Origin of the sequence: Cnuibacter sp. UC19_7 (assembly GCF_042699995.1) — a bacterium.
Taxonomy (GTDB): Bacteria; Actinomycetota; Actinomycetes; order Actinomycetales; family Microbacteriaceae; genus Cnuibacter.
On sequence record NZ_CP170560.1, the window covers coordinates 1,527,722 to 1,553,547 of the forward strand.

A 25,826-nucleotide genomic window follows, 5' to 3' on the forward strand; every position below is an offset into this window, starting at 1 on the left:
TCACCACTGTTCCGTCACTTTCTGCGGGTGCTGGGCCGCGGCGCGGAGCGCCGCGAGCGCGGAGGGGATCGAGAGCTCGCCGGCCACGGCGTCGCGGATGATCGCGGACGCGTCGGCCTGAAACCGGATGTACCCGGAGTAGCGGGGGCGGACCCACGACTGCTCGATGGTGCGCAGGGTCGACCGGTAGAAGCCGTGCGAGGCGCGATCGACCTCGTCGTCGAGCCAGGCGGCCCGCGTGCTCGGCTGGCCGTCGTGCGCGGGGATGAAGCCGACCTGCGCATCCGGCGACATGAGCCACTCGATGTGGCGCAGCAGCTCGGGCGTGACCTCGCAGCGGCGGCTCAGCGCGAGCCCGGTGCCGCCGATCGTCGAACCCAGGCGGCCGCCCGGCTGCGCGGCGGGCGCGTCGCCGAAGCGAAGCGCGGGGGACGAGTAGTTGACGTAGCCGTAGACGAGGGGGATGCAGGCGAGGTCGGCGGTGTCGGTCATCCGCTGCAGCAGCGCGATCGGGTTCTGCGTCTCGGCGTCGCGAGGGGCGCGAGAGGCGATCGACCGCATCCGGTCGAGCACCTCGGTGCCCACCACGTCGTCGTCGAAGGCGGAGCCGAACGCGACGCACATCGACGCGAAGGTGAGGAAGGCGTGCGGTCCGGCGAGGGAGAGCGCGACCGGGTGGGTGCGCGACAGCGTCTCCACCTCGTCCCAGGTGCGGGGCTCGGCCGGGCAGAGGTCCGCACGGCGGACCGACACCTGGGTGGCAGCGTCGAGGGGCAGCGCCCACTGGCGCCCCTCCACCTCGTACGAGGTGAACGAGGGACCGACTGCCTCCCCCGCCCAGCGCTCGAGCTGCGCCGCCGGCACCACGTCGTCGATGGGCCGGAGGGACCCCAGCTCGAGCGCCTCGCCGAGGTGCGGGTGGTCGAGCACGATCAGGTCGTAGCGCTCCGCGAGGTCGTCGATCGGATGCGACTCGAAGTGCTCGAGGGAGTGGGCGTCCCAGACGATGTCGAGACCCGAGCCCGACTCGCGCTCGCGCTCGGCGGCCGCCCGCAGCGCGTTCCTGCCGCGCGGGTGGTCCCACGTGATGCCCCGATAGGAGGTCATGCGGACTCCGTGACGGGCACCTCGGAGCGGACGGGCGTCTCGGAGGACTCGGCCACCACGACTCCGGACTGCACGAGGGCGTCCACCGCCTCGGACTCCACACCGAGCTCGGCCAGGATCTCGCGGGTGTGCTCGCCCGTCACGGGGGCACCCCGGTCGATGCGCGCCGGGGTCTCCGAGAGCCGGTACGGGAAGCCCGGGGTCTTGATGCGACCCTCGGTCGGGTGGTCGTACTCGATGAAGGTGCCGTTGTGCTCGATCTGCGGATCGTTCACGAGCGCCTCGTAGTCGTAGACCGGGCCCGCCCAGATGCCGGCCTCGCCGAGCGCCTCCAGCCAGTGCGCGGTCGACTCCGTGGCGAGCCGGGCGGCGGTGCGCTCGTAGATCTCGTCGCGGTACCGCCAGCTGTCGGTCTCGGTGTCCATGTCGAGGAAGGTGTCCTCCCCGATCACCCGGCCGAGGGTCGAGAGCTCGGGCATGGCCAGCGCGACGAACCCGTCGGTGGTGGCGAAGGCCCCGTAGGGAGCGCGGATGTAGACGTGCGCATGCGGCTGAGCCCCGCGACGCTGCTCGACGCCGCCGACGGTGTAGACCGACAGCTCCTGCATCTGCAGCGTGGTGATCGCATCCAGCATGTTGACCGTCACCAGCTGCCCCTGCCCCGTGCGCTCACGGTGGAAGAGCGCGGCGAGCACACCCTCGAAGGCGGTGGAGGCGGTCACCGCGTCGACGAGGTACTGCCCGGCCGGCTGCGGCGGTGCGCCGTGCGAGCCGGCCGAGAGCATGGCGCCGCTCATCGCCTGCAGCAAGAGGTCCTGCCCGGGGCGGTTGCGGTACGGGCCGTCCTCGCCGTAGCCCGAGATCGAGACGTAGACGAGGCTCGGGTTGATCGCGCGGAGGGTGTCGTAGTCGACGCCGAGCCGGGCCGCGACGCCCGGTCGGTAGTTCTGCAGGAAGACGTCGGAGGTCGCCACGAGGTCGTAGAGGATGCGCTTGCCCTCATCGGACTTGAGGTCGACCGCGATCGATCGCTTGTTGCGGTTGAGCGAGAGGAACGACACGTTGATGCGGTTGCCGTTGGCCCCGCCGGCCGCGGCGTGCCGCTGCCACTCCCCCGTGGGCGGCTCGACCTTGATGACGTCGGCTCCGAGGTCGCCGAGACGCTGGGCCGCGAAGGGCCCCGCCATGGCGATCGAGCAGTCCAGCACGCGCACACCGGAGAGCACCTCGGGAGGTTCGGCGGCTTGTCCGTCGGTCATGTCCATCTTCTTCCTGCTCGAGCGCCGACGTCTATGGCAGCGCTAACAACATCATACCTTTGAAAGCCGGGCGGTGCTCTGCGACACCGCCCGGCTCCTCAGTCGGGCTGTCCGCCGATGTCGCGGATGCGCGCACGGGCCCCGTCCGTCTCGTCCTGCCCCACCAGGACCCGGATCGCGGTGCGGTACTCCCTCGACTCCCCGTGCTCGAGCCAGATCATCGATCCGTCCTCGCGTGCGGCGCCGTCTCCCCCGACGTGGTGCGTCGACGGCTCGAGGCCGACCGCGTACTGGCCGCTTCGCAGGTTCTGCCACTCGAAGAAGCTGGGCATGCCCGCCGGATCCCACGAGACCTCGACACCGAGGGCACCGTCGGCACGCAGCAGCGCGACGCGATGCAGCCCGTCGGGCCCGACGACGAGCTCATGCTCGGTCACCTGCTCGACCATGTTCAGCACCGGCGCCGGCAGCGTCCGGTACGAGATGCCCTGCTCGGCCACCGAGTCCGACTGCCAGAGGTGCTCGGAGATCGCGGCGACGAACTCCGTCCCCTCGTCGACGATCGGCCAGCCGAAGTTGATGTGGTAGAGGAACATGTGCGGCGTGGGCTCGAAGCCGAGGTTGTCGACGACGTCGTGCAGGCGGATCTCGCGGCCGTCCACATCCACCTCGATCGTGCGGGTGAGCCGCAGGTGCTCGCCGAACGAGGTCGCCTGGATCACCTCGCCCACGAGGCGCAACACGCTCGACCCGTTCTCCGGATCGACGACCTCGCGGGCCTCGAGCAGTCGCGCGGGGATCGCGGTGAGGCGGCCGTGCAGTCCGTGCGACACGGTCTGCTTGGGCGGATACGCGTAGCGGGTGGCGTCGACCTCGCCACCGAAGAGCGTGTGGTCGAGACCGCCCGAGACGAGCAGGCCGTCGAGGGCGCGCAGCCACGACAGACCGCCCTCATCCGTGTGCTCGTGCAGCCCCGGGTGCCGGAACCCGTTGCCCGAGCGCCAGCCGAACGGCACCCCGGTGATGCGCGCCGAGCCCAGGTCGAAGGCGCGATCGACGAGCACCTCGAGCTCGAGGCCCGCCGACGTGCGGAGGTCGATGGCGCGCACGCCCCGCTCCACCCCGTCGTCGAGCACCACGTGGCGGATGCCCGCGACGGCCGAGAGGTCGCCGGTGCGCTCGGCGAGCTGCCGGCGCGTGAGGTCGTGTCCGAAGACGTCCATGTCGTTCCCCCTACTCCATGATCCAGCCGCCATCGACGTTGATCGTCTGCCCCGTCACGAAGGCCGAGTCCGGCCCGACGAGGAACGAGACGACCGCCGCCAGCTCGGCGTTGGTGCCGCGGCGCTTCAGCGACTGACGGGTGAGCACGAACTCCGTGTACTCCGCGCTGTCGCCCTGGATCTCCTCCGCCTTGGTCGGGAAGGCGCCCGGCGAGACCGCGTTCACGCGGACGCCGTGCTCGCCGAGCTCGCGGGCGAGCGCCCGCGTCAGGCCGACGGCGGCGCCCTTGGTGGAGACGTAGCTGGCGAGGTTCGCCCATCCGCCGTGGAAGGTGATCGAGCCCACGTTGACGATCGAGCCCGACCGCCGCTCCACCATGGGGCGGGCGGCGACCTGCGCGGCGTAGAAGTAGGCGCGCTGGTTCACGGTGACGACGTCCTCGTACTCCGCGAGCGGGATGTCGAGGAACGGGGTCGAGGGGTAGATCGCCGCGTTGTTGACGAGCGCCTCGACCGGCCCGAAGTCGCGGTCGGTCGACGTGATCGCCGACTCGATCGCGTCCGCGTCGCGCAGGTCGACCTCGAGGGTGCGCACCCGCGCCCCCGCCTCGTCGAGCAGTCGCGCCGACTCGTCGAGCTCCTCGCTCGCACGGCCGAGCACGGCGACGGCGAAGCCGTCCTGCCCGAGCCGCAGCGCGGTGGCGCGCCCGAGGGCGCCCCCTGCTCCCGTGATGATCGCCACGCGATCGTTCATGCTGTGTCCCGTTCCTCTTCTGTGGTCCATGGTGTCGGCTTTGTCCAGGTTTCCGTCGCGAATTCGTGGAATGGCGACGGAAACCTGGACAAACCCGATGCGGGGGCGAGGGGCGGAGCCCCATCCCCCGCGGGTCAGATGGTGTAGCGCTTGAGGACCTCGGTCACGAACGCCTTCGCGCGCGGGATGTCGGCCTCGTCGAGGTGCTCGATGATGAGCGGCGCGTTCGGGTTCTGCTCCGAGAGGCGCTGCAGGTAGAGGTCGTAGTCGAGCGAGCCGAGGCCGGCGGCCGGCAGCTCGATCTCGCCCACGCCGCGGAAGGTGTGCGAGGCCAGCGCGTCGTCGTCGCCGATGTCGGCGTGCTTCTCGCTCTTGTCGGACCCGGCGCGCTTGACATCCTTGGCGTGGGCGACACGGACCCGGTCGCCGAGGGTGTCGAACACCTCGTTGAGGACACCGGCCTGGTCGTCGATGTTGTCCTGGTCGAAGTAGTTCGTCGGGTCCATGAGCAGCTCGAGGCCGGGGGTGCGGATGTCGTTGAACACGCGCACGGTCTCGCGGACCGAGCCGATGACGTTGTTCACGTAGGTCTCGAGGAGGAACGTGGCGCCGTGGTCGTACGCCTCCTGGGCCAGCTCGGCGAGCACGTCGCGCACCTGCTCGTACGCGTCCTCGGTGCGGTTGTGCGGGTCGTGGTCCCACTCGCTGTCCGGGTTGAAGGTGCCCGACTCGGAGATGACGTACTTCGAGCCGAAGTTCCGCGCATTGCGGATGATCTCCTTGAGGTACTCGACGTTCTGGCGGCGGTGCTCCGCATCCGGGTGGACGATGTTCGTGTAGCCCGAGATCGCGCTGATCGGCAGGTCGTGGTCGCGGAAGGTGTCGGAGACCTTCTTGGCCTTCTCCTTCGTGATCTGACCGGCCGAGAGGTCCATGTCCTTGAAGTGCAGGTCGAGCTGCACGGTGTTGAAGCCGTGCTCCCGGATCTTCTTCGCGGTGGTCTCGAGGTCGTACGGGTAGTAGGCGGTGAAGATGCCCAGCTGGATCATGGCGTCGTTGCTCCCTGATTCTGGTTGAGGTGGATGGGGTGGGTCGAGAAGGTACGGACAGGTTCGGGACGGGTCAGAGCGAGAACTCCGAGAGCTGCACGGGGCGCTTCTCGGCGATCGAGCGGTATCCCGCCTCGATGAGCGCCATCGTCTTGACGTTGTCGGCCACCGAGAGCTCGGGCTCGGACTGCGTCTCGACCGCGTTCTGCACCTGCTCCATCACGCCGATGAAGGCGTGCGGGAACCAGTGCGTGTCCCAGGCGGGGGTCACCCATTGCCCGTCGGTGGTGAGCGCAGAGGCGTAGGTGAGGGTCGAGGGCTGCCCAGTCGGCCAGCCGATCGTCCCCTTCGCCACACCCCGCGTGCCCTCCACACGCCAGGTGATGGAGAGGTCGGAGTCGAAGCCCTCCTCGCGGGGGCCGCTCCAGACGTCCTCGAGCGAGAGGGCGAGCACGTCGCCCGGGAAGCGGAGCGTGGAGACGACGATGCCGTCCTCGTGCTCGAATTCGGTACGGGGATCGCGGCGCACCACCGTCGAGATCTCGGTGGGGTCGCCGAACAGGTAGCGCAGCGCATCCAGGTGGTGGACGCTCATGTTCGCCAGCGTGAGCCGGTCGTACCCCTCGAGGAACGTCTGCCAGTGCGGGATGGCCCGCATGTCGATCGAGGCGAAGACGACGTCGCCGAGCTCGCCGCGGTCGAGGATCTGCTTGAGCACGCGGATCGACTGGTCGTAGCGCATGTTCTGGTTGACCGAGAGGATCTTGCCGGCCGCGGCCGCCTCGTCGCGGAGGGCGACGGCCTCGTCGAGGTCGAGCGCGAGGGGCTTCTGGGCCAGGATCGCCCGGATGTGCGGCTTCGTCAGCGCCTCCCGGATGATCGCCGGCTGCTGATCCGGCGGGAAGGCGATGTCGACGATCTCGACGTGCTCGTCATCGAGCAGCTCGCTCGGCGTGGCGTGCACGCTGCCGATGCCCCAGCGGTCGGCGACCTGCTGCGCCTTGGCCTGAGTACGGGAGGCGATCGCGACGACGGGGAAGCCCGCCTCGGCGTAGGCGGCGAGGTGGTTGTCGGCCATGATCATGCCCGCGCCGATGCAGCCGATGGCGTGAGCACGGCTGCGGATCTCGACGTCCGGGGCGAACTCGGACGGGGTCGTCGTGACCATCGGGGGTTCCTCTCGCTTCGTTGCGAAGTGCGTTCGATCACAGTACCGGAATTCGTTGATAGCGCTACTGGCAGCGCTGCCAGATTTACGTTAGTGTCGGGCCACACCATCCGTCAACCACAGCGATTCACCGGCGAATCGAGCGGGAACCGTGCCCGGTTGACCTTCTGCACAACGCATTTCAAGGGAGAAATCGTGGCATCATCACGGCACACCAAGCGGCTCGCCCAGGCGGCCGGCGTCATCTCCGCGGTCACCGCGATCACCGTCCTCGCGGGCTGCACCTCGGCCCCCGCCGAGGGCGGCGGCTCCGCGCCGGGAGCGGACGGCGGCAAGTTCGTCATCGGGTTCGAGCAACCCCTCGGCGGCCAGGCCTGGCGCGAGATGGGCCTCGCCTCGCTGCAGGCGCTGGCGAACAGCCCCGAGTACAAGGACAAGGTCGAGCTCAAGATCGTCCGCACGAACGACAACGACGCAGCACAGCAGAACGCGGCGATGCAGAACCTCATCGCCGACGGCGTCGACCTCATCCTCTTCGACCCCGCCTCCTCCAGCGGCGCGGATGCGGCGATCACGCAGGCGACGGCCCAGGGCATCCCCGTCATCGCCAACGGCGGACCGTACGACAGCGAGGACGTCTACGTCGTCTCGACCGACTGGGCCAACGCCGGCACCATCGGCGCCGACTGGCTGCTCGACAACCTCGGCTCGAACAAGAACATCGCCGTGCTCGAGGGCCTGGCGGGCGTGCCGCTCAACGAGGGCTCGATGCCCGGCGTCATCGACACGCTCGAGAAGGGCGGCGCCACCGTCGTCGCCCAGGACACCAATGGCTGGAACGAGGCGACCGCCCAGGAGGCGATGTCGAACATCCTCCGCTCCAACCCCGACATCGGCGGGGTCTACTCCTTCCTCACCGGCGGCCAGGGTGTGCCCGAGGCGTTCAAGGCGGCCGGGCTGCCGTTCGTGCCCGTCGTCGGCGGATCCGGCTACAACGGCGAGGCGTGCGAGCTCGTGAAGTACGGGGCGGATGGGCTGAAGGGCGACATGGTCTTCGGCCAGCCCGCCATCTACGCGAAGGGTCTGGAGCAGGCCGTCGCACTGCTCGAGGGTCAGGAGATCGAGCGGCAGCAGTACTTCCCGCCGCTGGAGATCACGAACGAGAACGCGGCCGACTACTGCCTCGACGACAAGCCGGCCAACTTCCAGCTCGGCTACGACTTCCCCGGCCTCGACCTGAAGCTCGAGGACGTCCTGAAGTACTACTCGGGCTCCTGAACCGCCCGGACGTCCCTCTTCCAAGGAGATCACTGACGTGACTGACGCACAGACGGGCGCGGCGACCACCTCGGTCGCGGCGCCCGTCGCCTCCCCCTCATCCGACGCGCCCGCCGCGTCGCCCGTCGGAACGGCACACCTCGGGGCGCCGCCCGCCGACGCCCTGCTCGTCGCGACCGACCTGGTCAAGAGCTACGGGCCCGTCAAAGCCGTGCAGGGGGTCACCTTCCACTGCATGCCCGGCGAAGTGCTCGCCCTCGTGGGCGAGAACGGCGCAGGCAAGAGCACGGTGGCGAAGATGCTCGCCGGGGCGGTGACCCCCACCTCGGGCGCGATCACCGTCGCGGGAGCGCCGCTCGCCTCCGGCAGCGTGCGTCAGTCGCGCCAGTCCGGCGTCCGCTGCGCGTTCCAGGAGCTGGCCCTCGTGCCCGACTGGACGGTCGCCGAGAACCTCAGCCTCCCCGACGGCGCCCCGCTCCGCGGCTACTCGCAGAAGAAGGCGGTGCGGGCCGCCCGCGAGCTGCTCGACGCCCTGCACCTGCCCCAGATCGATCCGCGGGCCGCCGTCGGCTCGCTCTCGCTGGCCGATCGGCAGCTCGTCGAGATCGCCCGGGCCCTGGCCGGCGCACCGAAGCTGCTCATCCTCGACGAGGCATCGTCGGCGCTCACCCCACCCGGGGTCGCGTGGCTGTTCGACCGCATCCGCGAACTGACCGCACAGGGCGGCAGCGTCATCTACGTGTCGCACCGGCTGGGCGAGATCGCCGAGATCGCCGACCGCGGCACCGTGCTCCGCGACGGGCGGGTCGTCGGCGCGTTCGTCCGCGGCGGCTGGACCGACGACGAGCTCATCTCGATGATGGCCGGCCGCGAGGCCGAGCGCTTCTTCCCCGCTCCCCCGCCTCGCACCTCGGATGCGGTGGCGCTGTCGGTCGAGAACCTCCGGGCCGAGGGCCTCCGCAGCGTCTCGCTCGAGGTGGGTGCCGGAGAGATCCTCGGCGTCGGCGGCCTGCAGGGCCACGGTCAGGCGGAGCTGCTGCGCGCGCTGTTCGGGGCGAGCCCCGCCCAGGCCGACTCGTGGATCGTCGGCGGCAGGCGCATCCGCCGCACCACCCCGGAGCGCTCGGTCGCCCGCGGCCTCGGGTACGTGCCCGAGGACCGCAAGAAGGAGGGCCTGGCACTCGAGATGAGCGTCGGCGAGAACCTCCTCGCACCGTGGTTCCGGTGGTGGCAGCTCGGCGGGCGACCCCGGATGTCGCAGGAGAAGGGCTGGATCACCGGCATCCTCTCCGCCTTGTCGGTCCGCACCCGCGGGCCGCTCGAGCTGGCCGGATCGCTGTCCGGCGGCAACCAGCAGAAGCTCGTGTTCGGTCGCTGGATGAACCGCGACCGCACCGTCATCCTCCTGCACGACCCCACACGCGGCATCGACGTGCGGGCCAAGCAGGATCTCTATGCCAGCGTCGTCGACCTCGCGAAGCAGGGCGTCGGCATCCTCTGGTTCTCGACTGAAGTGGAGGAGCTCGTGCACGTGTGCCATCGCGTCGTCGTGCTGTACCAGGGCCGTGTCGCCGACGAGCTGACCGGTGAACGTCTCACCCCGGATGCGGTGGTCGGCGCCGCCGTCACCGGATCGAGCGCCGCGATCAGAGGCGGAGCGGTCGCATGAGCACCCTCAGCCCCGCTGCCTCGCGATTCGGGTTCCTGAACGGCACGGGCATCACGCGCCTCCGCCGGGAGGGTGCGATCGCCCCCATCGGCGCGTTCGTGATCTTCTTCGTCGTCTACGTGGCGATCAACCCGTCGCTGCTCACCCGGTTCCAGTTGCAGACCGCGGCGAACCTCGTCGTGCCGCTCGCCCTCGTGGCCCTCGGGCAGCTCATCATCGTGCTCGTCGGCGGCATCGACATCTCGATCGGCGCGATCATGAGCCTGTCGAACGTGGTGTTCGCGGTGCAGATGGAGACGATGCCCGTCCCGGTCGCCATTCTCATCGGGCTCGCGACCGGCCTCGCGTGCGGGCTCTTCAACGGCCTGCTCGTGGCGTACGGCGGGTTCCCCGCCATCGCGGTGACGCTGGCCTCGGCGTTCATCTTCGGCTCGCTCTCGCGCGAGGTGCTCGACGCCCCCGGCGGCGGCATCACGAAGGAGTTCTACCTCGCCACCTCGGGCGAGCTGCTCCCGTTCGTGCCGATCTCGCTGGTCTGGCTCGCCGTCGTGGCCGTGCTGCTCTGGCTGCTGCTGCAGCGCACGGCGCTCGGTCGTCACGTCTACGGAGTGGGCTCGAACATGGAGAGCGTCCGCGCCGCCGGGCTCAACGCGCGGCTCACGAAGCTCATCGCGTTCGGGCTCTCGGGTGTGTTGGTCTCGATCGGCGCGATCCTGCTCGCCGGCTCGACCGTGACGGGCGACCCGCGCTCGGGCGACCCGTACCTGCTGTCGTCGATCGCCGCGGTCGCCCTCTCCGGCGCCGCCTTCACCGGCGGACGCGGGTCGATCATCGGCACCATCCTCGCCGCGTGCACGCTGGGCCTCATCGGCAACCTGCTGTTCTTCGCCGGCATCAACTCGTACTGGCAGTACGTCATCTCGGCGCTCATCATCGTCGCGGTCGTCGGGATCCCCGTCGTCTGGCGTCGGGTGGCGTTCGCCATGAAGGGAGCCCGATCATGAGCACCACCGCAGCGACCGGGCACTCGGCCGGATCGAATCCGGATGAGGTGAGCAGCGCATCCGGCGCACTCGGCACGACGGCGGAGCCGGTGGGGCCGGCCGGGTCCTCCTCCCCCGGCGCGGGGCCGTCGTCCTCGCGCTCCTCCTCCGGGCTGTCCTGGCTGGGGCGCGTGCCGCGCGCGGTGTGGCCGTTGCTGGCCTTCCTCGTGCTGTTCGGCATCGGCGGCATCATCCGGCCCAACCTCATCACCGTCGACTCGCTCATCGGCACGGCGACGTTCGCGATCATCCTCGCGATCGCGTCGTTCGGGCAGACGGTCGCCGTGATCCAGGCCGGCATCGACCTCTCGGTGCCGAACACGATCGGATTCGCGGCGCTGTCGTTCCTCGCGTTCGTCGGGCCGCTCGGCCCGGTGGGCGCCTTCGTGGCGGCACTGCTCTCGGGCGCGGTGATCGGGGCACTGAACGGCCTCGTGATCTCGAAGCTGCAGCTCACACCGATCGTGACCACGATCGCGATGAACGGGCTGCTGTTCGGGGTGATCCTGCTCGCGTTCAACTTCTCGGAGCTGACCGTGGTGCCCGACTTCGTGGTCGCGATCACGTCGGCGAAGATCGAGGTGCTCGGGATCACGATGGCGGCGGTGCTGCCGCTCGGCCTCGGTCTCATGGTCGTGCTGCAGCTCATCCTGTCGTTCACCGGATGGGGGCGTTCGCTGTTCGTCACCGGCTCGGCCGCCGAGGTGTCGCGGCTCGCCGGGCTCTCGGTCGACCGCATACGCATCTCGGGATACGTGGTGTCGGGCGTGCTCGCCGCCTTCGCCGGCATCGTGATCGTGGGGTACTACCAGCAGGCGTCGGCGACGATGGGCGCGAGCTACCTGCTCTCGTCGGTCGCCGCGGTCGTGGTCGGCGGCGCGTCGATCTTCGGCGGACGCGGGTCGGTCGTCGGCACCGTGGGGGGCGCTCTCGTGCTGGCGCAGGTGAGCACCCTCGTGACGGTGCTGAACCTGGGGGCCAACATCCAGCAGCTCATCTACGGCGCGATCATCCTCGTGGTGATCTCGCTCTACGGCCGCCGCCGCGGCGCGTAGCAGGCGATCGTGGTTAAGGTGAGGTCGTGACGAACACCGTGCCTGTCTTCGAGCTCAACACCGGAACCCTCATGCCGCAGCTGGGACTGGGCGTGTGGCAGGCCTCCGACGAGGAGACCGAGCGTGTCGTGCGCCTCGCGATCGACGAGGCCGGATACCGCCACATCGACACGGCTCGCGCCTACGGCAACGAGGAGGGTGTCGGGCGGGCCATCGCGTCGGCCTCGGTGCCCCGCGAGGACCTCTTCGTCACCACGAAGCTCTGGAACAGCGACCACAGTCGCACGCGCACGCTTGCCGCGGCGGATGCGTCGCTGTCGCGACTGGGGCTCGACTACCTCGACCTGTTCCTCATCCACTGGCCCCTGGGCGACCGCTCACGCCTGGTCGAGACGTGGCTCGCGATGGAGGAGATCCTCGCGTCGGGCAAGGCGCAGGCGATCGGGGTGTGCAATCACGAGCCCCACCACCTCGACTGGATCCTCGAGGGCGGATCGGTCGTGCCCGCGGTCAACCAGGTGGAGCTGCACCCGCAGCTGCCGCAGTGGGTGACTCGCGCGTTCGACGACTCGCACGGCATCGTGACCGAGTCGTGGAGCCCGCTCGGCGGCACCAGCAACTCCGGATGGGGCGGCGACTCGAAGCCCAACACCCTGCTGACGGACGAGACGCTCGTCTCGATCGGCGAGCAGTACGGCAAGTCGCCGGCGCAGGTGATGATCCGCTGGCACCTGCAGAACGGCCTCGTCGTCATCCCGAAGTCGACGCACGAGGACCGCATCCGCCAGAACATCGACGTGCTCGACTTCGAGCTCACGGGCGCCGACATCGAGCGCATCGCGAAGCTCGAGACCGGCGAGCGCGTCGGCTACCACCCCGACGACTTCGTCTGAGTCACCGGCCCCGGCCGGGGCCCCGCGCGCCTCGCTTACCCCGGGCTTTGTCCAGGTTTCCGTCGCCTTTTCGCCGATTCGCGACGGAATCCTGGACAAACCCCGGCTACATGAGCGAGGTCAGCGAGGGGTGCGGACAGCGCGGCGGCGGACGGGGACCGTGGCGATCGCGACGCCGAGGACCACGACGAGGATCGCGGCGGGGGTGGTCCAGTCCAAGGGTGCGACGCCCGGGAGGGCGAGGTCGAGCACGAGGGCTCCGGTGAGCTGGCCCGCGACGGTGCAGAGGCCCAGGATGAGGACACCCGTCACGCGCACGGCCGTCGCGAGACCGAAGATGAACGCGACGCCCAGCACGCCGCCGATGTAGAGCCACCAGTCGCTGGGGTACGACGACGGCAGGCCGGTGCCCGCCACCGCGGCGTGGATGACGAGCGCGATCACGAGACCGGCCGTCCCCATCACGAAGTTGACGAACGTGCTCGTCACGCCCGAGCCGACGGCCGCGCCGAGGCGGCCGTTGCCGCCCTGCTGGATCGCGTTGAGGAACCCCGCGATCAACGGCAGGAGCAGCAGCCACACGGGGATGTCGACGCGGATGTGCGCCGACACCGACCACACGACCGCCGCCACCGCGAGGGCGGCGCCGAGCGCGCGGCGGGTGGTGATGAGTCGACGACCGCCGGGGCCGAGCCCGAGGCGGTCGACGACGAGTCCGCTCGCGGTGAGACCGCCGACGAACGCGATGGTGAACACCGAGATGCCGATCGCCACCGAGGCGATGCTCTGCGTGAGCACGAAGAACGCGCCCGAGAGCCCGCCGAACAGCGGCCATACGGGCAGGCGGCCCTCGCGCACCGCGGGCGCGATGCGGCGAAGACCGCGCCTGCCCGACGGCATGAGCACGAGGATCACCGTGACGATCACGAGACCCGAGCCGAAGCTCAGGACGCTCGCCGCGAATCCGTCGCCGAGGCGGGAGCCGAGCTCACCGTTCACGCGCGACTGGAGGGCCATGAGGCCGCCGCAGACGAACGCCACCACGACGGCGAGCCACAGCGGCATGAGCGGGCGCACCCCGCCCACCGCGCCCGTTCCGCCACCTGTTTGGCGTTCCGCCACGCTCATGAGCGTGGCGAAGCGCCACGAGAGTGGCGGAACGGGGCGAGGGTCATGCCTGGGGAGCCGCCAGGTCGACGAGCACCTGGTCGCCGGGAGCGGCGAACACGGTGTCGGCGGCGATCTCGGCGCGACCGAGGAGGTCGTCCATGCGGCGGCGGCGGGTGCGCGGGATGAGCGTCACGACGGTACCGCGCTTGCCCGCGCGGCCAGTGCGGCCCGCGCGGTGGAGGTACGTCTTGTACTCGTCGGGAGCGTCCGCCTGGATGACCAGGTCGATGTCGTCGACGTGGATGCCGCGGGCCGCCACATCGGTCGCCACGAGCACGTTGACCCGGCCGCTGGTGAGGCGCTCGAGGTTGCGCGTGCGGCGCGACTGGTTGAGGTCGCCGTGCAGACTGGTGGCCGCGATGCCCGCGTCCTCCAGCTGGTCGGTGAGACGCTCGGCGTAGGCGCGGGTGCGCGAGAAGATCAGCGTCTTGCCCTCGCGGTCGGCGAGCATCTCGATGATCGCGTCCTTGTCGCGGTGCTCCACCACGAGCACTCGGTGCTCGATGGTCGAGGACGCCTGGTCCTCACCGGCGACCTCGTGCACGGCGGGCTCGACGAGGAACTCCTCGACGAGCGAGGCGACACCGCGGTCGAGCGTGGCCGAGAAGAGCAGCTTCTGGCCGCCCTCCTTCGTCTCGCGCAGGATGCGCTGCACCGGCTCGAGGAAGCCCAGGTCGCACATGTGGTCGGCCTCGTCGAGCACCGTGATCTGCACCTCGGAGAGGTCGAGACGGCGCTGCTTGATGAGGTCCTCGATGCGACCGGGGGTGCCGATCACGATGTCGACGCCACGCTGCAGCGCGCCGACCTGACGGCCCTGCGGCACGCCGCCGTAGATCTGCGTGGTGAACAGGCCCACGCTGCGGGCGATGGGCTGCACGGTGCGGTCGATCTGCAGCGCGAGCTCGCGGGTGGGCGCGAGGATGAGGGCGCGGGGCTTCCGGCCCATCTGGCGGCGCTGGCCGCCGTTGTTCTCCATGAGCTTCTCGACGAGCGGGGCGCCGAACGCGATGGTCTTCCCGGATCCGGTGCGACCGCGGCCGAGCACGTCGCGACCCGCGAGCACCTCGGGGATCGTGGCGGCCTGGATGGGGAACGGGCTCTCGGCGCCGAGCTCGGCGAGCGCACGCACGATGTTGTTGCCGAGACCGAGGTCGCCGAAGGTCACGCCCTCGACGTCCTTCGCCTCGGTGGCCTGGGCCTCGAGGCGCTCGAGCACGACGTCGTCCTGCGGGGTGAACGCGGGACGGTCGTCGCGGCTCGGGTAGAAGTCGCTGCCGCGGCGGTCGCTGCGCTCGCCGTACTGGCGGGGGGCGCGGTCGTCGCGGTCGCGGCGGCCGTAGCCACCGCCGGCGCTGTCGCGACGGGGACGATCGTTGCGGTCGCCCCGGTCGCTGCGGTCGAAGGAGCGGTCTCCGCGGTCTCCGCGGTCGAAGGAGCGCTCGGGACGGTCGGTGCGCTCAAAGCGACGCGATCCGCGGTCGTCGCGATCGTTGCGCTCCGGGCGGTCAGCGCGGTCGAACGACCGCTCGGGACGCGCAGGGCGGTCGGTGCGGTCGAACGAACGGGCGGGACGCTCAGGGCGGTCAGCGCGGTCGAACGAACGCGCGGGACGGTCGGAGCGGTCGAACGACCGCGCGGGGCGCCCGGCTCCGCCGTCGCGCTCGAAGCGGTCGCCGCGCGAGGGACGCTCGTCCCGGTTGTAGCCGCCGCGGCCTCCGCGGTCGTCGCGTCCACCGCGGTCGTCGCGACCGGTGAAGCGGTCGTCACGGCCGTAGCGCGCACCGCGCTCACCGCCGTCGCGGGGGGCGCCAGCGCGGGCGTCGCGGCCCGCACCGAAGCGGTCGTCGCGGTCGAAGCGACGCGTGCCACGGGCATCCGCACCACCATCGCGACTGAAGCCGCCACGTGCGCCGCGGTCATCGCGACCGGCACCGGCACCGCCGTCGCGGCCGAAGCGCGAGCCGCGGCCGTAGCCGCCGCGGTCGTCGCGACCGCCGCGGGCTCCGCCGTCGCGCTCGGCGCGGTCGCGGGTGAAGCCGTCCTCGCGGGGAGCGCGGCCGGTACGGGTGTCGCGGTCGGCGCGCGCCTCGCGGTCGGACGTGGTCCAGCGCTGCTTGCGCGGCGCCTCACCCTCCTCTGCGGGACGGTAGCCGCGGTGACCCGCGCTGCGGCTACCGGGCTTCGAGCCGCGATTGGGCTCGTAGTTCTTGGGGGCCTTGAAGCCGCCCGTCTTGTTGGTCTTGGGCATGGTGATATCCGGGTTTCCTGTATTGAGATGCGTTGCGCATCCGCTTCGGATGCTCGTGCGAAACCCGGCTATCTCTATCCGGGGCCGTGTCGTACGCGACGCTCACCAGTGACCAGCGCTTCTGCGCACTGACTGGGAGACCGGCCCTCTGGACTGACATGGTTCAGCCGCGGTGTTCCGCGGTGTCCAAAAGCCGACCCTCCATCGTAGCCCATCCGGGACGGTCAGCGCCAGTCGAGCACTCTGCCCACGTGCTCACGCCTCGCGTCTGCGGTTCGCCGGGCCCGGATGACCGTCGGAAGGTCGCGTGAGAGCGATCACGAGTCCATATACGCGCCGTCTGGCCTCTCAGGCGACCTTTCGACGGTCAACGCCGCGTCGGCACGGCTCGGCACGAGGGCTAGCGTGGGCAGCGTGCGACGCGCAGACCCGCCGCCCCCTTTCGAGCCCGTGCTGTCGCCGACCCTGCGCATCCTGCTGGGGTTGGCGGCGGTGACCGTGGTGCTCGCAGGGCTCTACTTCGCCCGTGAGCTGGCCGGCCCGCTGCTGCTCGCCGCGGTGATCGTGATCATCTGCCATCCGGTGCGGCATCCGCTCGAGAGGGCCGGATGGCCCCGCTGGGCGGCCACGACGGCGGTCGTGGGCGTCGCGTACGTGGTCCTCGCCGGCCTCGGTGCGCTGCTGTACTTCGCCGGGCGGCAGTTCGTGGGGCTGGTCGGCGACTACGAGGGTCAGCTCGAGTCGACCGCGCACTCCGTGGTGGTCTGGCTGCAGCAGTTCGGCCTCGATCAGGATGCGGGCGACGCGCTGCGGAACGCCGTGTCGTCGTCGAACGTGGTGGGGTACGTGACCTCGGTGGGCGGCACCGTGCTCAGCGTGCTCACCGCGATGTTCTTCGTGCTCGCGTACGTCATCTTCATGGCTGCCGACGGCGCGCGCTACGCCGGGGTCGAGCGGGAGTTCGGCGTGGAGGCGTCGCGGCCGCTGATGGCGCGCGTGCGCTCCTACAACCGGAGCGTGCGGCGGTACTTCGTGGTGAACGCGATCTTCGGCGCGGTGGTGGCGATCATCGACGGACTCGCCCTGTGGGCGCTCGGCATCCCCATCCCCGTGGTGTGGGCGATCCTGTCGTTCGTCACGAACTTCGTGCCGAACATCGGCTTCGTGCTGGGGCTGATCCCCCCGGCCGTGCTGGCGCTCATCGTGGGCGGCTGGCCGCTGATGCTCGCGGTGATCGCGCTCTACTGCGTGGCGAACGTGGTGCTGCAGGTGCTGGTGCAGCCGAAGTTCGTCAGCGATGCGGTCGACCTCAGCCTCACGCTGAGCTTCTTCTCGGTCATCTTCTGGACGTTCATCATCGGCCCGCTGGGTGCGATCCTCTCGATCCCGCTCACGCTGCTCGTGCGGGCGCTCGTGCTCGACGGCGATCCCGGGACACGGTGGCTGCGGTGGTTCTCCGGGCAGCGATCGGCGGCGCGCGAGCCCGACGCCTGAGTGCCGGATGCGCGCGCTGATCCGGCGACCCCGCGGCCAGTAGCATTGAGGGCGTGTCGAAAGTCCTGAGCAGCCTCCCTGTCGGTGAACGTGTCGGAATCGCCTTCTCCGGCGGCCTCGACACCTCGTGTGCGGTCGCGTGGATGCGCGAGAAGGGTGCGATCCCCTGCACCTACACCGCCGACATCGGCCAGTACGACGAGTCCGACATCGCCGCCGTGCCCGGTCGCGCAGGGCAGTACGGGGCCGAACTCGCGCGCCTCGTCGACGCCAAGACCGCCCTCGTCGAGGAGGGGCTCGTCGCGCTGGCGTGCGGCGCCTTCCACATCCGCTCGGGCGGCAAGACGTACTTCAACACCACCCCGCTCGGTCGCGTCGCGACCGGCACGCTCCTCGTGCGCGCCATGAAGGAGGACGGCGTCGACATCTGGGGCGACGGCTCCACCTACAAGGGCAACGACATCGAGCGCTTCTACCGCTACGGCCTCATGGCGAACCCGTCGCTGCGCATCTACAAGCCGTGGCTCGACTCCACGTTCGTCAGCGAGCTCGGCGGGCGCACCGAGATGAGCGAGTGGCTCGTGTCCCGCGGCTTCCCGTACCGCGACTCCACCGAGAAGGCGTACTCGACCGACGCCAACATCTGGGGCGCCACCCACGAGGCGAAGAACCTCGAAGACCTGAACGCCGGACTCGACATCGTCGAGCCGATCATGGGTGTCGCCGCCTGGCGCGACGACGTCGAGATCGCGACCGAGGAGGTGTCGGTCCGCTTCGAGGCCGGTCGACCCGTCGCCATCAACGGTGTCGAGTACACCGATCCGGTCGCCCTCGTCTACGAGGCCAACGCCATCGGCGGCCGCCACGGGCTCGGCGTCTCCGACCAGATCGAGAACCGCATCATCGAGGCCAAGAGCCGCGGCATCTACGAGGCGCCCGGCATGGCGCTGCTGCACATCACGTACGAGCGACTGCTCAACGCGATCCACAACGAGGACACCGTCGCGAACTACCACACCGAGGGCCGCCGCCTCGGCCGCCTCATGTACGAGGGACGCTGGCTCGACCCGCAGTCGCTCATGCTGCGCGAGTCGCTGCAGCGCTGGGTCGGCTCCGCCGTCACCGGCGAGGTCACCCTGCGCCTGCGCCGCGGCGACGACTACACGATCCTCGACACCACCGGCCCCGCGCTGTCGTACCACCCGGAGAAGCTCTCGATGGAGCGCGTCGGCGACGCCGCCTTCGGCCCCGACGACCGCATCGGCCAGCTCACCATGCGCAACCTCGACATCGCCGACTCGCGGTCTCGTCTCGAGCAGTACGCCGCGGCGGGCATGATCGGCGGCCCCACCGCCGACCTCGTCGGACAGCTCGAGGTCGGCGAGGCCGACCGCATCCTCGGCGCGGCCACCGCCCCGAGCTCGGCCGAGGAGGCGCTCGAGCGCGCCACCGACGCCGCCTCGGAGTCCGCCGCCTTCGACGCCGGCACCGACTGACCCCTGCCGCGCGTGCGTTGCGCGAGCGCCGCGCGTGCGTTGCGCGAGCGCCGCGCGTGCGTTGGGTGAGCGCTGCGCGCGAGCAGCGCGAGTGCGTCGGACGCAGTCTGCGAGCGCACCCGAGGAAAGCGGCTTGCCGTCCGAGCCACCCGCGCCTTCTGGATGCGCTCGAGCGTCTCGCGCCCGAGTGCCCCCGGGGAAAGCGGCTTCCCGCCCGCGCCACCCACGCCTTCTGGGTGTGCTCGCGTCGGCCGTGAGCCGAACGGCAGGGGCGGCACGTGGGCCGGGCCAACTCCGGACTCTAGGCGCGACACGCCGCCAGAAGTCCGGAGTCAGCTCGATCCGCCCCGGATCTCCGGAGTTGGCTCCGTGCCCGAGCGGCCCGAGCGGCCCGAGCGCCCAGGGGGCCCGGACGCTCAGTCGCCCTTCACGTTGACCAGCTGGCGCAGCTCGTGCCGGATCTCGACCAGGTCGGCCGCATCGGCCATCACCCGGTCGATGGGCTTGTACGCCTGCGGGATCTCGTCGAGGAACGCGTCGGAACGGATCCACTCGATGCCGGCCATCGCCTCGTCGAGCTGGTCGCGCGTGAACGTCTTCCGCGCCTTCGTGCGGGAGTACTCGCGGCCCGCGCCGTGCGGGGACGAACGCAGCGAGTCGGTGTAGCCGCGACCCACCACCACGTACGAGCGGGTGCCCATCGACCCGGGGATGAGGCCGGGCCGACCCGCGGAGGCGTCGATGGCGCCCTTCCGCGACAGCCACACCTCCTCACCGAAGTGCGTCTCGCGCTCGGTGTAGTTGTGGTGGCAGTTGACCCGCTCGAGCTCGTCGACGGGGCCGGCCCAGTCGGCGAGCGCGGCCACGACGCGGTCCATCATCTCCTCGCGGTTCTGCAGCGCGAACTCCTGCGCCCAGCGCAGCTCGGCGATGTAGCGGTCGAACTCCTCCGTGCCCTCCTCGAGGAAGGCGAGGTCGCGGTCGGGCAGCGCCACCCCGTCGCGCCGACAGCGCTCCTGGGCGACCGCGATGTGGTGCGTGGCGATCTTGTTGCCCACACCCCGCGAGCCGGAGTGCAGGAACAGCCACACCCGGTCGAGCTCGTCGACCGACACCTCGATGAAGTGGTTGCCCGAGCCGAGCGACCCGAGCTGCAGCGTCCAGTTCGCGGCGTAAGCGGCCGGGTCGAAGCCCGCGTCGTCGGCAAGCGCACGCAGGGCGTCGACGCGCTCGCTGGCCGACGACGTCGATGCGTTGTTGTACCGGCCGGCCGACAGCGGGATGGCGCGCTGGATCGCCTCGCGCAGCGGGGCGCGGTCGGCGGGCAGATCGCCGGCCGTGAACTGCGTGCGCACGGCGATCATGCCGCATCCGATGTCGACGCCCACGGCGGCGGGGATGATCGCGCCGAGCGTGGGAATCACGCTGCCGACCGTCGCCCCCTTGCCCAGGTGCGCATCCGGCATCAAGGCCACGTGCGGGTGGATGAACGGCATCGACGCCGTCGTGATGGCCTGTTCCCGCGCCTGCGGGTCGAGGATGGACGCCCAGCTCAGCAGGCGTTCCGTGATTCTCTCCATGGTGTGCTTCCTGCCCGCTCCCCCTGAGCGAACCTTGCAGCATACACGGACGGGGTCGGCAGCGCGATCCGGCCGCCGCGACGACGGGGACTACGGGACGAGCGTGGAGAGGATCGTCGCGGCCGGGGCTGCGAGCGCGCGATCGTGGTGCACACCCGCCCAGAGCGCCATCCGCTGGGCGTCCCCCGCCGCGGCGGCGGCCCTGCGGAGGGGCGATGTGAGCTGGTGCACCTCGGGATAGCCGAACGGGGCGTCCGACTCGTGATCGCGCATGAAGTCGTTGACGAGGCCGCGGGCCCAGCGACCGGAGAACGCCTTCGTGAGCGCGGTGCGGGGATACTCGGCCGAGACCAGGGCCGCGCGGTAGGCCGGCGCCGTGCCCGCCTCATCCGCCCGGAGGAAGGCCGTGCCGGCCTGGGCCGCCGCGGCGCCCGCGGCGAGCACACCCTCGACGTCCTCCGAGGAGGCCAGCCCGCCGGCGACGACGATCGGCAGCCGCGTGTTCGACGTCAGCTCCGCCAGCAGCGCGTAGAGCGGCTGCTCGTTCGGCAGCGCGACCGGATCGAACGTGCCGCGGTGCCCACCCGCGAGCGGACCCTGCGCGACGACGAAGTCGGGCTTCGACGCCTTCGCCAGCACCAGCTCGGGCAGCGAGGTGACGGTCACGCCCACGGCGACCCCCGCATCCTGAAGTCGCGACACGACCGCCTGCGACGGCACGCCGAACGTGAACGACGCGACAGCGGGCGAGGTCTCCTCGAGGAGGGCGATCTTGGCGTGCCAGTCGTCGTGATCCGGATGCGGCTCCCCCACGGTCGTTCCGAGCCGCTCCGCCTCGGCCGCGAGCGAGAGCGCGTAGTCCGCCACCCGCTCCGGGTCGGCGACGGACTGCCCGGGGACGAACACGTTGACGCCGAACGGGGCGTCGGTAAGCATCCGTGTCTCGACGATCTGCTCGCGCACACGGTCGGCGGTGAGGTAACCCGCGGCGAGGGAGCCGAGGCCGCCCGCTGCCGAGACGGCCGCCGCGAGCGCCGGGGTCGAGACGCCGCCGGCCATCGGGGCCTGCACGACGGGCGACTGCAGGCCCGCGACGTCGAAGCGGGTGCTGTCGGGCACGGGTCAGGCCCCGACCTGGGGCACGATCTCGCGCGCGATGAAGTCGAGGTGGTCGAGGTCGTGCAGATCGAGCACCTGCAGGTAGAGGCGTTCGACGCCCTGCTCGCGCAGCGCGCCGATCTTGTCGACGATCTCGGATGCCGTGCCCGCCAGTCCGTTCTCGCGCAGCTCCTCGGGCTCGCGGCCGATAGCGGCGGCGCGCTTCTGGAAGGCCGCCTCGTCGGATCCGGCGGCGACGATGAGCGCGGCCGAGTAGACCATGTCGTCGGGATCGCGGCCGAGCTCGTCGCACGCCTCACGCACGTTGCGGAAGAGGCCGGGCAGCGTACCCGGGTCGGGGAACGGGACGTTGAACTCGCTCGCGTAGCGCGCCGCGAGCAGGGGCGTGCGCTTCGCGCCCTTGCCGCCGACGATGACGGGCAGCGGCGACTGCGTCGGCTTCGGCAGCGCGGGCGAGTCGACGAGCTCGTAGTACTGGCCCTTGAAGGAGTAGGTGTTGCCCGGCTCGGTGGCCCAGAGGGAGGTGACGATCTCGAGCTGCTCCTCGAGGATCGAGAAGCGCTTCGGCGGGAACGGGATGCCGTAGGCACGGTGCTCCTCCTCGAACCAGCCGGTGCCGAGGCCGAGCTCCACGCGCCCGCCCGACATCTGGTCGACCTGCGCGACCTGGATCGCGAGCACACCCGGGTAGCGGTACGTCACGCTCGAGACGAGGGTGCCGAGGCGGATGCGGCTGGTCTCGCGGGCGAGCCCGGCCAGCGTCGTCCACGCATCCGTGGGGCCGGGGTTCGGGTCGCCGGGGCCCATGCGCAGGTAGTGGTCGGAGCGGAAGAAGGCGTCGAAGCCGAGCTTCTCGGTGGCCTGCGCCACCGCGAGGAGATCGTCGTAGCTGGCGCCCTGCTGGGGTTCGGTGAAGATCCTGAATTCCACGTCCCCATCCTGCCAGGCCACGCCGCGCATCCCACCCCTCCCCCTGCTTTCGCGGCCTGTCTGACGTTTCGCGCGCCCGATGACCCCGCGAGACGCCAAAGAGGGCGCGAAACCCGAGGTAATGGGTGCGGACGGACGAATGCGAGGCTCAGCGGAGGGCGCGGGTGGCGCGCACGGTGGCGGCGAGGCCCGCGGCGGTGAAGACGAGGGTGGAGGCGACCAGCACGAGGAGGGAGCCGTCCCAGGCGGCGGTCGCGTCGTGCACGGCGCCGACGAGGGTGGGGGCGGTCGCTCCGAGCAGGTAGCCGCAGCCCTGCACCATCGCCGAGAGCCGACGCGAGTGGGTGCCGTCGAGCGCCATCTCCACCACCAGCATGAAGACGATGGTGATGCCGCCGCCTTGCGCCACGCCGCCGAGGAACGCCCACGCGAACCACGCGTCCGGCGCGAGCAGCAGCCCGGTCGGACAGCAGATCCAGAGCGCGGCGACGAGGGCGAACGTCCGCGGGATGCCGAGGCGCGTGGCGAGCAGGGGTACACCGAGCGCGCCCACCACCGCCGCGATCTGGAACACGGATGCGCTGGCGCCGGCCGTCGTCGCGTCGTAGCCCACCCGATCCTCGAGGATGGATGGGAACCACGCCGTCAGTCCGTAGTAGGTGAACGCCTGCCCGGCGAAGGCGAGGGCGAGGAGGACCGCGGAGAGGTTCTTCCACGTGCGCGGCTCGCGCCGGGTGACGACGGGGATGCCGCGGGTGTCGACGATCATCGTGTCGACGGCACCCGTCTCGATCGCCGGACGCAGCGGGCCCCAGCGCACGGCGGCGCGCGGGCCGACGGCGAACAGCCACGCCGCGCCGGCCAGCACCGCCAGCGACACCCAGGCCAGCAGCGCGACCTGCCATCCGAACGCCGCGGCGAGCGGTGCCGTGGCGAGCGATGTCACCATCGAGCTCACGTTCATCGCCGACGTGTAGGCGCCGGTCACGATCCCGACCCGGTACGCCGGGACATCGCGGCGGATGATCACGGGCATCACCACGTTCCCCACCGTGATGAACGCGCCCATGATGATCGTTCCGGTGAAGGCGGCGGTCTCCCCGCCCGCCGAGCGCACGATCGTGCCGATGCCGACTCCCACGATCGCGATGGTCGTCGCGAGGTTGGCCCCCGCCTTCCCCACGAAGAGCGACGCGAACGGCGTCATCAGCGCGAAGCAGAGCACCGGCAGGCTGGTGAGCAGGCCCATCTGGGCAGCGTTCAGCCCGAGGTCGACGCTGATCGCGCCGGTCACGGGGGCCACGGCGACGATCGGCCCGCGCAGGATGAAGCCGATGAAGACGATGCCGGTGAGGATCGGCCACAGGCTGCGGCTGCGGTCGAGGATGCTCATCGTCCGACCCATCCTACGACCGAGCCCACCGCCCCAGTGCACCCGGGAACCGCGGCTGGGGGCGCCGTGGGTACGCTCTTTCCGGGTGTGCTCGGCCAGGTCGCCGAACGCCGCAGAGACGACTCGAGGGCAGGAGACAGCATGCGGGTACTCGTCGTGGGAGCCGGAGCCGTGGGCGGGTACTTCGGCGCGGGGCTGATCGAGGCGGGGCGCGACGTCACGTTCCTCGTGCGTGAGAGGCGGGCGGATGCGCTGCGCCGCGAGGGTCTGCGCGTCGCGGTGGGCGACACGGTGACCGTGCACGAGCATCCGCAGACCGTCACCGCGGCCGACGCAGGCGCGGCCGGCACGGCCGACGGTGGCACGGCGGCGCCCTTCGACGCGGTGGTGCTCTCGGTGAAGGCGTACGCGCTCGACGCGGCGATCGACGACATCACGCCGTTCGTCGGCGCCGACACCATGGTGCTGCCGCTCCTCAATGGGATGCGCCACCTCGACCGGCTCCAGGATGCCTTCGGCGACCGCGTGCTGGGCGGCCTCTGCGTGATCGCGGCGCAGCTCGAGGAGGGCGGCGTCGTGCGGCGGCTCGCCCCGGGCGCGAGCATCACGCTCGGCGAGCTCGCTGGCGGGGAGTCGGACCGCACGACGGCCCTCGCCGCCGCACTGACCGGGCAGGGCTTCGAGACCCGACTCTCCGCCGACGTGCGCGCGGCGATGTGGCAGAAGTGGGTGTTCCTCGCCTCGGGCGGCGCGACCACGAGCCTGCACGACGGAGCCGTCGGCGAGATCGTCGCCACCCCGACGGGTGCACTGTCGACCCTGCGGATCATCGACGAGATCGCCGCCGTCGCCACCGCCGAGGGGTATCCGCCCTCGGCGCGGGCGCTCGAGACCGTGCGCTCGGCGCTCACCGAGCCCGGCTCGTCGTTCACGACGTCGCTCTTCCGCGACCTGCGCCAGGGTCTCACGGTGGAGAACGAGCACATCCTGGGCGACCTGGTCGAGCGCGCGGTGCGACGCGGCGTCGACGCGCCGCTCCTCTCCGCGGCCTACGCCCGCATCCGCGTCTACGAGAACCGCCTCTGACGACCGCCCGGGGCCGGCGACGCTCGAGTGACCGTCGAAAGGTCACGTCAGAGCGCACATGAGGCGTATATCGCGCCATGTTCGCTCTGACGCGACCTTTCGACGGCCATGCGCCCGCCCGCGGAGGGCGAGACGGCCTGGCAGGATGTGTGCATGGCACACGAGCGCAGCTTCGACCGGCTGGTGAACTTCTCGGATGCGGTCGTCGCCATCGCGATCACGCTCCTCGGACTGCCGCTGATCGACCTCGCCTCCGAGCTCGGGCAGAACGGCATCGACACGGTCGGCGACCTGCTCCTCGACAACGCCACCCGACTGTTCGGGTTCGGGCTGAGCTTCGCGGTGATCGCGGTGTTCTGGATGGCCCACCACCGCGTGTACGACTATCTGACGGGCTACACGCGGGGCCTGATCTGGACGAACATGCTCTGGCTGGCGTCGATCGTGTTCCTCCCCTTTCCCACCGAGATCATCGCCAGCGGCCACGACGATGCCGGTGCCGCCGCCCTGTACATCGGCACGATGATCGTGACGGCGGCGGCGCTGCTCGCGCAGGTCCTCCTCGTCCGGGCGCGTCCGGAGCTGATCGCGGGCGGCCGCGAGGCGCTGAGCTACATCCCGGCCCTCGCGGTGACGATCGCCCTGCTGCTGGCACTGGCCGTCACCATCCTGGTGCCGGGGACCCACCTCTGGACGCTGCTCCTCATCGCACCTGCTCAGGTGGTGACGCGCCGCATCCAGGTCGCCCGCGAGCGCAGGACCGCGGCACCCGCGGAGCGCTGACCGCTCAGCTCACACCGCCGGCGCGA

At 70.8% G+C, this 25,826-nt stretch carries 21 protein-coding genes; 9 read left to right on the forward strand and 12 right to left on the reverse strand.

Annotation, left to right across the window (positions count from 1 at the left end):
* From ACFJGV_RS07160 to ACFJGV_RS07185, 6 genes are all read right to left on the reverse strand, one after another.
* A complete protein-coding gene (locus ACFJGV_RS07160) occupies window positions 1-1,107 on the reverse strand; it encodes a hypothetical protein (protein WP_378147922.1) in 1,107 nt (368 codons plus the stop codon).
* Entirely contained in the window at window positions 1,104-2,366 is a 1,263-nt protein-coding gene (locus ACFJGV_RS07165) for a CaiB/BaiF CoA transferase family protein (protein ID WP_378147923.1), read from the reverse strand. The genes ACFJGV_RS07160 and ACFJGV_RS07165 overlap by 4 nt, the downstream gene beginning before the upstream one ends.
* Window positions 2,367-2,464: 98 nt before the next feature.
* Window positions 2,465-3,589, reverse strand: coding sequence for an aldose 1-epimerase family protein (locus ACFJGV_RS07170; protein WP_378147925.1), 1,125 nt, complete (start codon window positions 3,587-3,589; stop codon window positions 2,465-2,467).
* A gap of 10 nt (window positions 3,590-3,599) precedes the next feature.
* On the reverse strand, window positions 3,600-4,343 hold the full coding sequence (locus ACFJGV_RS07175; RefSeq protein ID WP_378147926.1) for an SDR family NAD(P)-dependent oxidoreductase: 744 nt from the start codon (window positions 4,341-4,343) through the stop codon (window positions 3,600-3,602).
* 134 nt (window positions 4,344-4,477) lie between these two features.
* Complete coding sequence (locus ACFJGV_RS07180) at window positions 4,478-5,392, reverse strand: sugar phosphate isomerase/epimerase family protein (RefSeq protein ID WP_378147928.1); 915 nt, start codon at window positions 5,390-5,392, stop codon at window positions 4,478-4,480.
* 73 nt (window positions 5,393-5,465) lie between these two features.
* Window positions 5,466-6,560, reverse strand: a complete 1,095-nt coding sequence (locus ACFJGV_RS07185) for a Gfo/Idh/MocA family protein (RefSeq protein WP_378147930.1) — start codon at window positions 6,558-6,560, stop codon at window positions 5,466-5,468.
* Window positions 6,561-6,755: 195 nt separating this feature from the next.
* Between ACFJGV_RS07185 and ACFJGV_RS07190 the strand changes: the two genes are divergently transcribed.
* Genes ACFJGV_RS07190 through ACFJGV_RS07210 form a run of 5 tightly spaced genes read left to right on the forward strand, consistent with a single transcriptional unit; the run spans window position 6,756 to window position 12,498 of the window.
* Complete coding sequence (locus ACFJGV_RS07190) at window positions 6,756-7,838, forward strand: ABC transporter substrate-binding protein (protein WP_378147931.1); 1,083 nt, start codon at window positions 6,756-6,758, stop codon at window positions 7,836-7,838.
* Window positions 7,839-7,875: 37 nt separating this feature from the next.
* Window positions 7,876-9,507 (forward strand): sugar ABC transporter ATP-binding protein, encoded by a 1,632-nt coding sequence (locus ACFJGV_RS07195; protein WP_378147932.1) that lies wholly within the window; start codon window positions 7,876-7,878, stop codon window positions 9,505-9,507.
* Entirely contained in the window at window positions 9,504-10,511 is a 1,008-nt protein-coding gene (locus ACFJGV_RS07200; RefSeq protein ID WP_378147934.1) for an ABC transporter permease, read from the forward strand. The genes ACFJGV_RS07195 and ACFJGV_RS07200 overlap by 4 nt, the downstream gene beginning before the upstream one ends.
* Window positions 10,508-11,605, forward strand: coding sequence for an ABC transporter permease (locus ACFJGV_RS07205; RefSeq protein ID WP_378147935.1), 1,098 nt, complete (start codon window positions 10,508-10,510; stop codon window positions 11,603-11,605). The genes ACFJGV_RS07200 and ACFJGV_RS07205 overlap by 4 nt, the downstream gene beginning before the upstream one ends.
* A 26-nt stretch (window positions 11,606-11,631) precedes the next feature.
* Entirely contained in the window at window positions 11,632-12,498 is an 867-nt protein-coding gene (locus ACFJGV_RS07210) for an aldo/keto reductase (protein WP_378147937.1), read from the forward strand.
* A 120-nt stretch (window positions 12,499-12,618) separates the two neighbouring features.
* On the opposite strand, the gene ACFJGV_RS07215 is transcribed toward ACFJGV_RS07210, so the two are convergent.
* Both ACFJGV_RS07215 and ACFJGV_RS07220 read right to left on the reverse strand, forming a co-directional pair.
* Window positions 12,619-13,620 (reverse strand): DMT family transporter, encoded by a 1,002-nt coding sequence (locus ACFJGV_RS07215; RefSeq protein WP_378147938.1) that lies wholly within the window; start codon window positions 13,618-13,620, stop codon window positions 12,619-12,621.
* 49 nt (window positions 13,621-13,669) lie between these two features.
* Window positions 13,670-15,919, reverse strand: a complete 2,250-nt coding sequence (locus ACFJGV_RS07220) for a DEAD/DEAH box helicase (RefSeq protein WP_378147939.1) — start codon at window positions 15,917-15,919, stop codon at window positions 13,670-13,672.
* 414 nt (window positions 15,920-16,333) lie between these two features.
* Between ACFJGV_RS07220 and ACFJGV_RS07225 the strand changes: the two genes are divergently transcribed.
* Both ACFJGV_RS07225 and argG read left to right on the forward strand, forming a co-directional pair.
* Entirely contained in the window at window positions 16,334-17,413 is a 1,080-nt protein-coding gene (locus ACFJGV_RS07225; RefSeq protein WP_378147941.1) for an AI-2E family transporter, read from the forward strand.
* A 53-nt stretch (window positions 17,414-17,466) separates the two neighbouring features.
* The gene (gene argG, locus ACFJGV_RS07230; protein ID WP_378147943.1) at window positions 17,467-18,909 is read left to right on the forward strand and encodes an argininosuccinate synthase; all 1,443 of its coding nucleotides are present in this window, start codon (window positions 17,467-17,469) and stop codon (window positions 18,907-18,909) included.
* 416 nt (window positions 18,910-19,325) lie between these two features.
* Here argG and ACFJGV_RS07235 read toward each other — a convergent pair whose 3' ends face one another.
* From ACFJGV_RS07235 to ACFJGV_RS07250, 4 genes are all read right to left on the reverse strand, one after another.
* The gene (locus tag ACFJGV_RS07235; RefSeq protein ID WP_378147945.1) at window positions 19,326-20,489 is read right to left on the reverse strand and encodes an RtcB family protein; all 1,164 of its coding nucleotides are present in this window, start codon (window positions 20,487-20,489) and stop codon (window positions 19,326-19,328) included.
* Window positions 20,490-20,579: 90 nt separating this feature from the next.
* Complete coding sequence (locus ACFJGV_RS07240; RefSeq protein WP_378147946.1) at window positions 20,580-21,608, reverse strand: nitronate monooxygenase; 1,029 nt, start codon at window positions 21,606-21,608, stop codon at window positions 20,580-20,582.
* A 3-nt stretch (window positions 21,609-21,611) separates the two neighbouring features.
* On the reverse strand, window positions 21,612-22,538 hold the full coding sequence (locus tag ACFJGV_RS07245; protein WP_378147947.1) for an LLM class F420-dependent oxidoreductase: 927 nt from the start codon (window positions 22,536-22,538) through the stop codon (window positions 21,612-21,614).
* 148 nt (window positions 22,539-22,686) lie between these two features.
* Window positions 22,687-23,931 carry a CynX/NimT family MFS transporter gene (locus ACFJGV_RS07250; RefSeq protein WP_378147949.1) on the reverse strand — a complete coding sequence of 415 codons (1,245 nt, stop codon included), beginning with the start codon at window positions 23,929-23,931 and terminating at the stop codon, window positions 22,687-22,689.
* 141 nt (window positions 23,932-24,072) lie between these two features.
* Between ACFJGV_RS07250 and ACFJGV_RS07255 the strand changes: the two genes are divergently transcribed.
* Window positions 24,073-25,017 carry a ketopantoate reductase family protein gene (locus ACFJGV_RS07255; RefSeq protein WP_378147950.1) on the forward strand — a complete coding sequence of 315 codons (945 nt, stop codon included), beginning with the start codon at window positions 24,073-24,075 and terminating at the stop codon, window positions 25,015-25,017.
* 153 nt (window positions 25,018-25,170) lie between these two features.
* Window positions 25,171-25,800 carry a TMEM175 family protein gene (locus ACFJGV_RS07260; protein WP_378147952.1) on the forward strand — a complete coding sequence of 210 codons (630 nt, stop codon included), beginning with the start codon at window positions 25,171-25,173 and terminating at the stop codon, window positions 25,798-25,800.
* Window positions 25,801-25,826: the final 26 nt, after the last annotated feature.

Excerpts from the sequence above, each read along its gene's own strand:
- ACFJGV_RS07185 (WP_378147930.1), bottom strand. The coding sequence starts at position 6,560 with ATGGTCACGACGACCCCGTCCGAGTTCGCCCCGGACGTCGAGATCCGC.
- ACFJGV_RS07255 (WP_378147950.1), top strand. The coding sequence starts at position 24,073 with ATGCGGGTACTCGTCGTGGGAGCCGGAGCCGTGGGCGGGTACTTCGGC.
- ACFJGV_RS07180 (WP_378147928.1), bottom strand. The coding sequence starts at position 5,392 with ATGATCCAGCTGGGCATCTTCACCGCCTACTACCCGTACGACCTCGAG.
- ACFJGV_RS07165 (WP_378147923.1), bottom strand. The coding sequence starts at position 2,366 with ATGACCGACGGACAAGCCGCCGAACCTCCCGAGGTGCTCTCCGGTGTG.
- ACFJGV_RS07160 (WP_378147922.1), bottom strand. The coding sequence starts at position 1,107 with ATGACCTCCTATCGGGGCATCACGTGGGACCACCCGCGCGGCAGGAAC.
- ACFJGV_RS07200 (WP_378147934.1), top strand. The coding sequence starts at position 9,504 with ATGAGCACCCTCAGCCCCGCTGCCTCGCGATTCGGGTTCCTGAACGGC.
- ACFJGV_RS07175 (WP_378147926.1), bottom strand. The coding sequence starts at position 4,343 with ATGAACGATCGCGTGGCGATCATCACGGGAGCAGGGGGCGCCCTCGGG.
- ACFJGV_RS07250 (WP_378147949.1), bottom strand. The coding sequence starts at position 23,931 with ATGAGCATCCTCGACCGCAGCCGCAGCCTGTGGCCGATCCTCACCGGC.
- ACFJGV_RS07220 (WP_378147939.1), bottom strand. The coding sequence starts at position 15,919 with ATGCCCAAGACCAACAAGACGGGCGGCTTCAAGGCCCCCAAGAACTAC.
- ACFJGV_RS07235 (WP_378147945.1), bottom strand. The coding sequence starts at position 20,489 with ATGGAGAGAATCACGGAACGCCTGCTGAGCTGGGCGTCCATCCTCGAC.
- ACFJGV_RS07205 (WP_378147935.1), top strand. The coding sequence starts at position 10,508 with ATGAGCACCACCGCAGCGACCGGGCACTCGGCCGGATCGAATCCGGAT.
- ACFJGV_RS07260 (WP_378147952.1), top strand. The coding sequence starts at position 25,171 with ATGGCACACGAGCGCAGCTTCGACCGGCTGGTGAACTTCTCGGATGCG.
- ACFJGV_RS07170 (WP_378147925.1), bottom strand. The coding sequence starts at position 3,589 with ATGGACGTCTTCGGACACGACCTCACGCGCCGGCAGCTCGCCGAGCGC.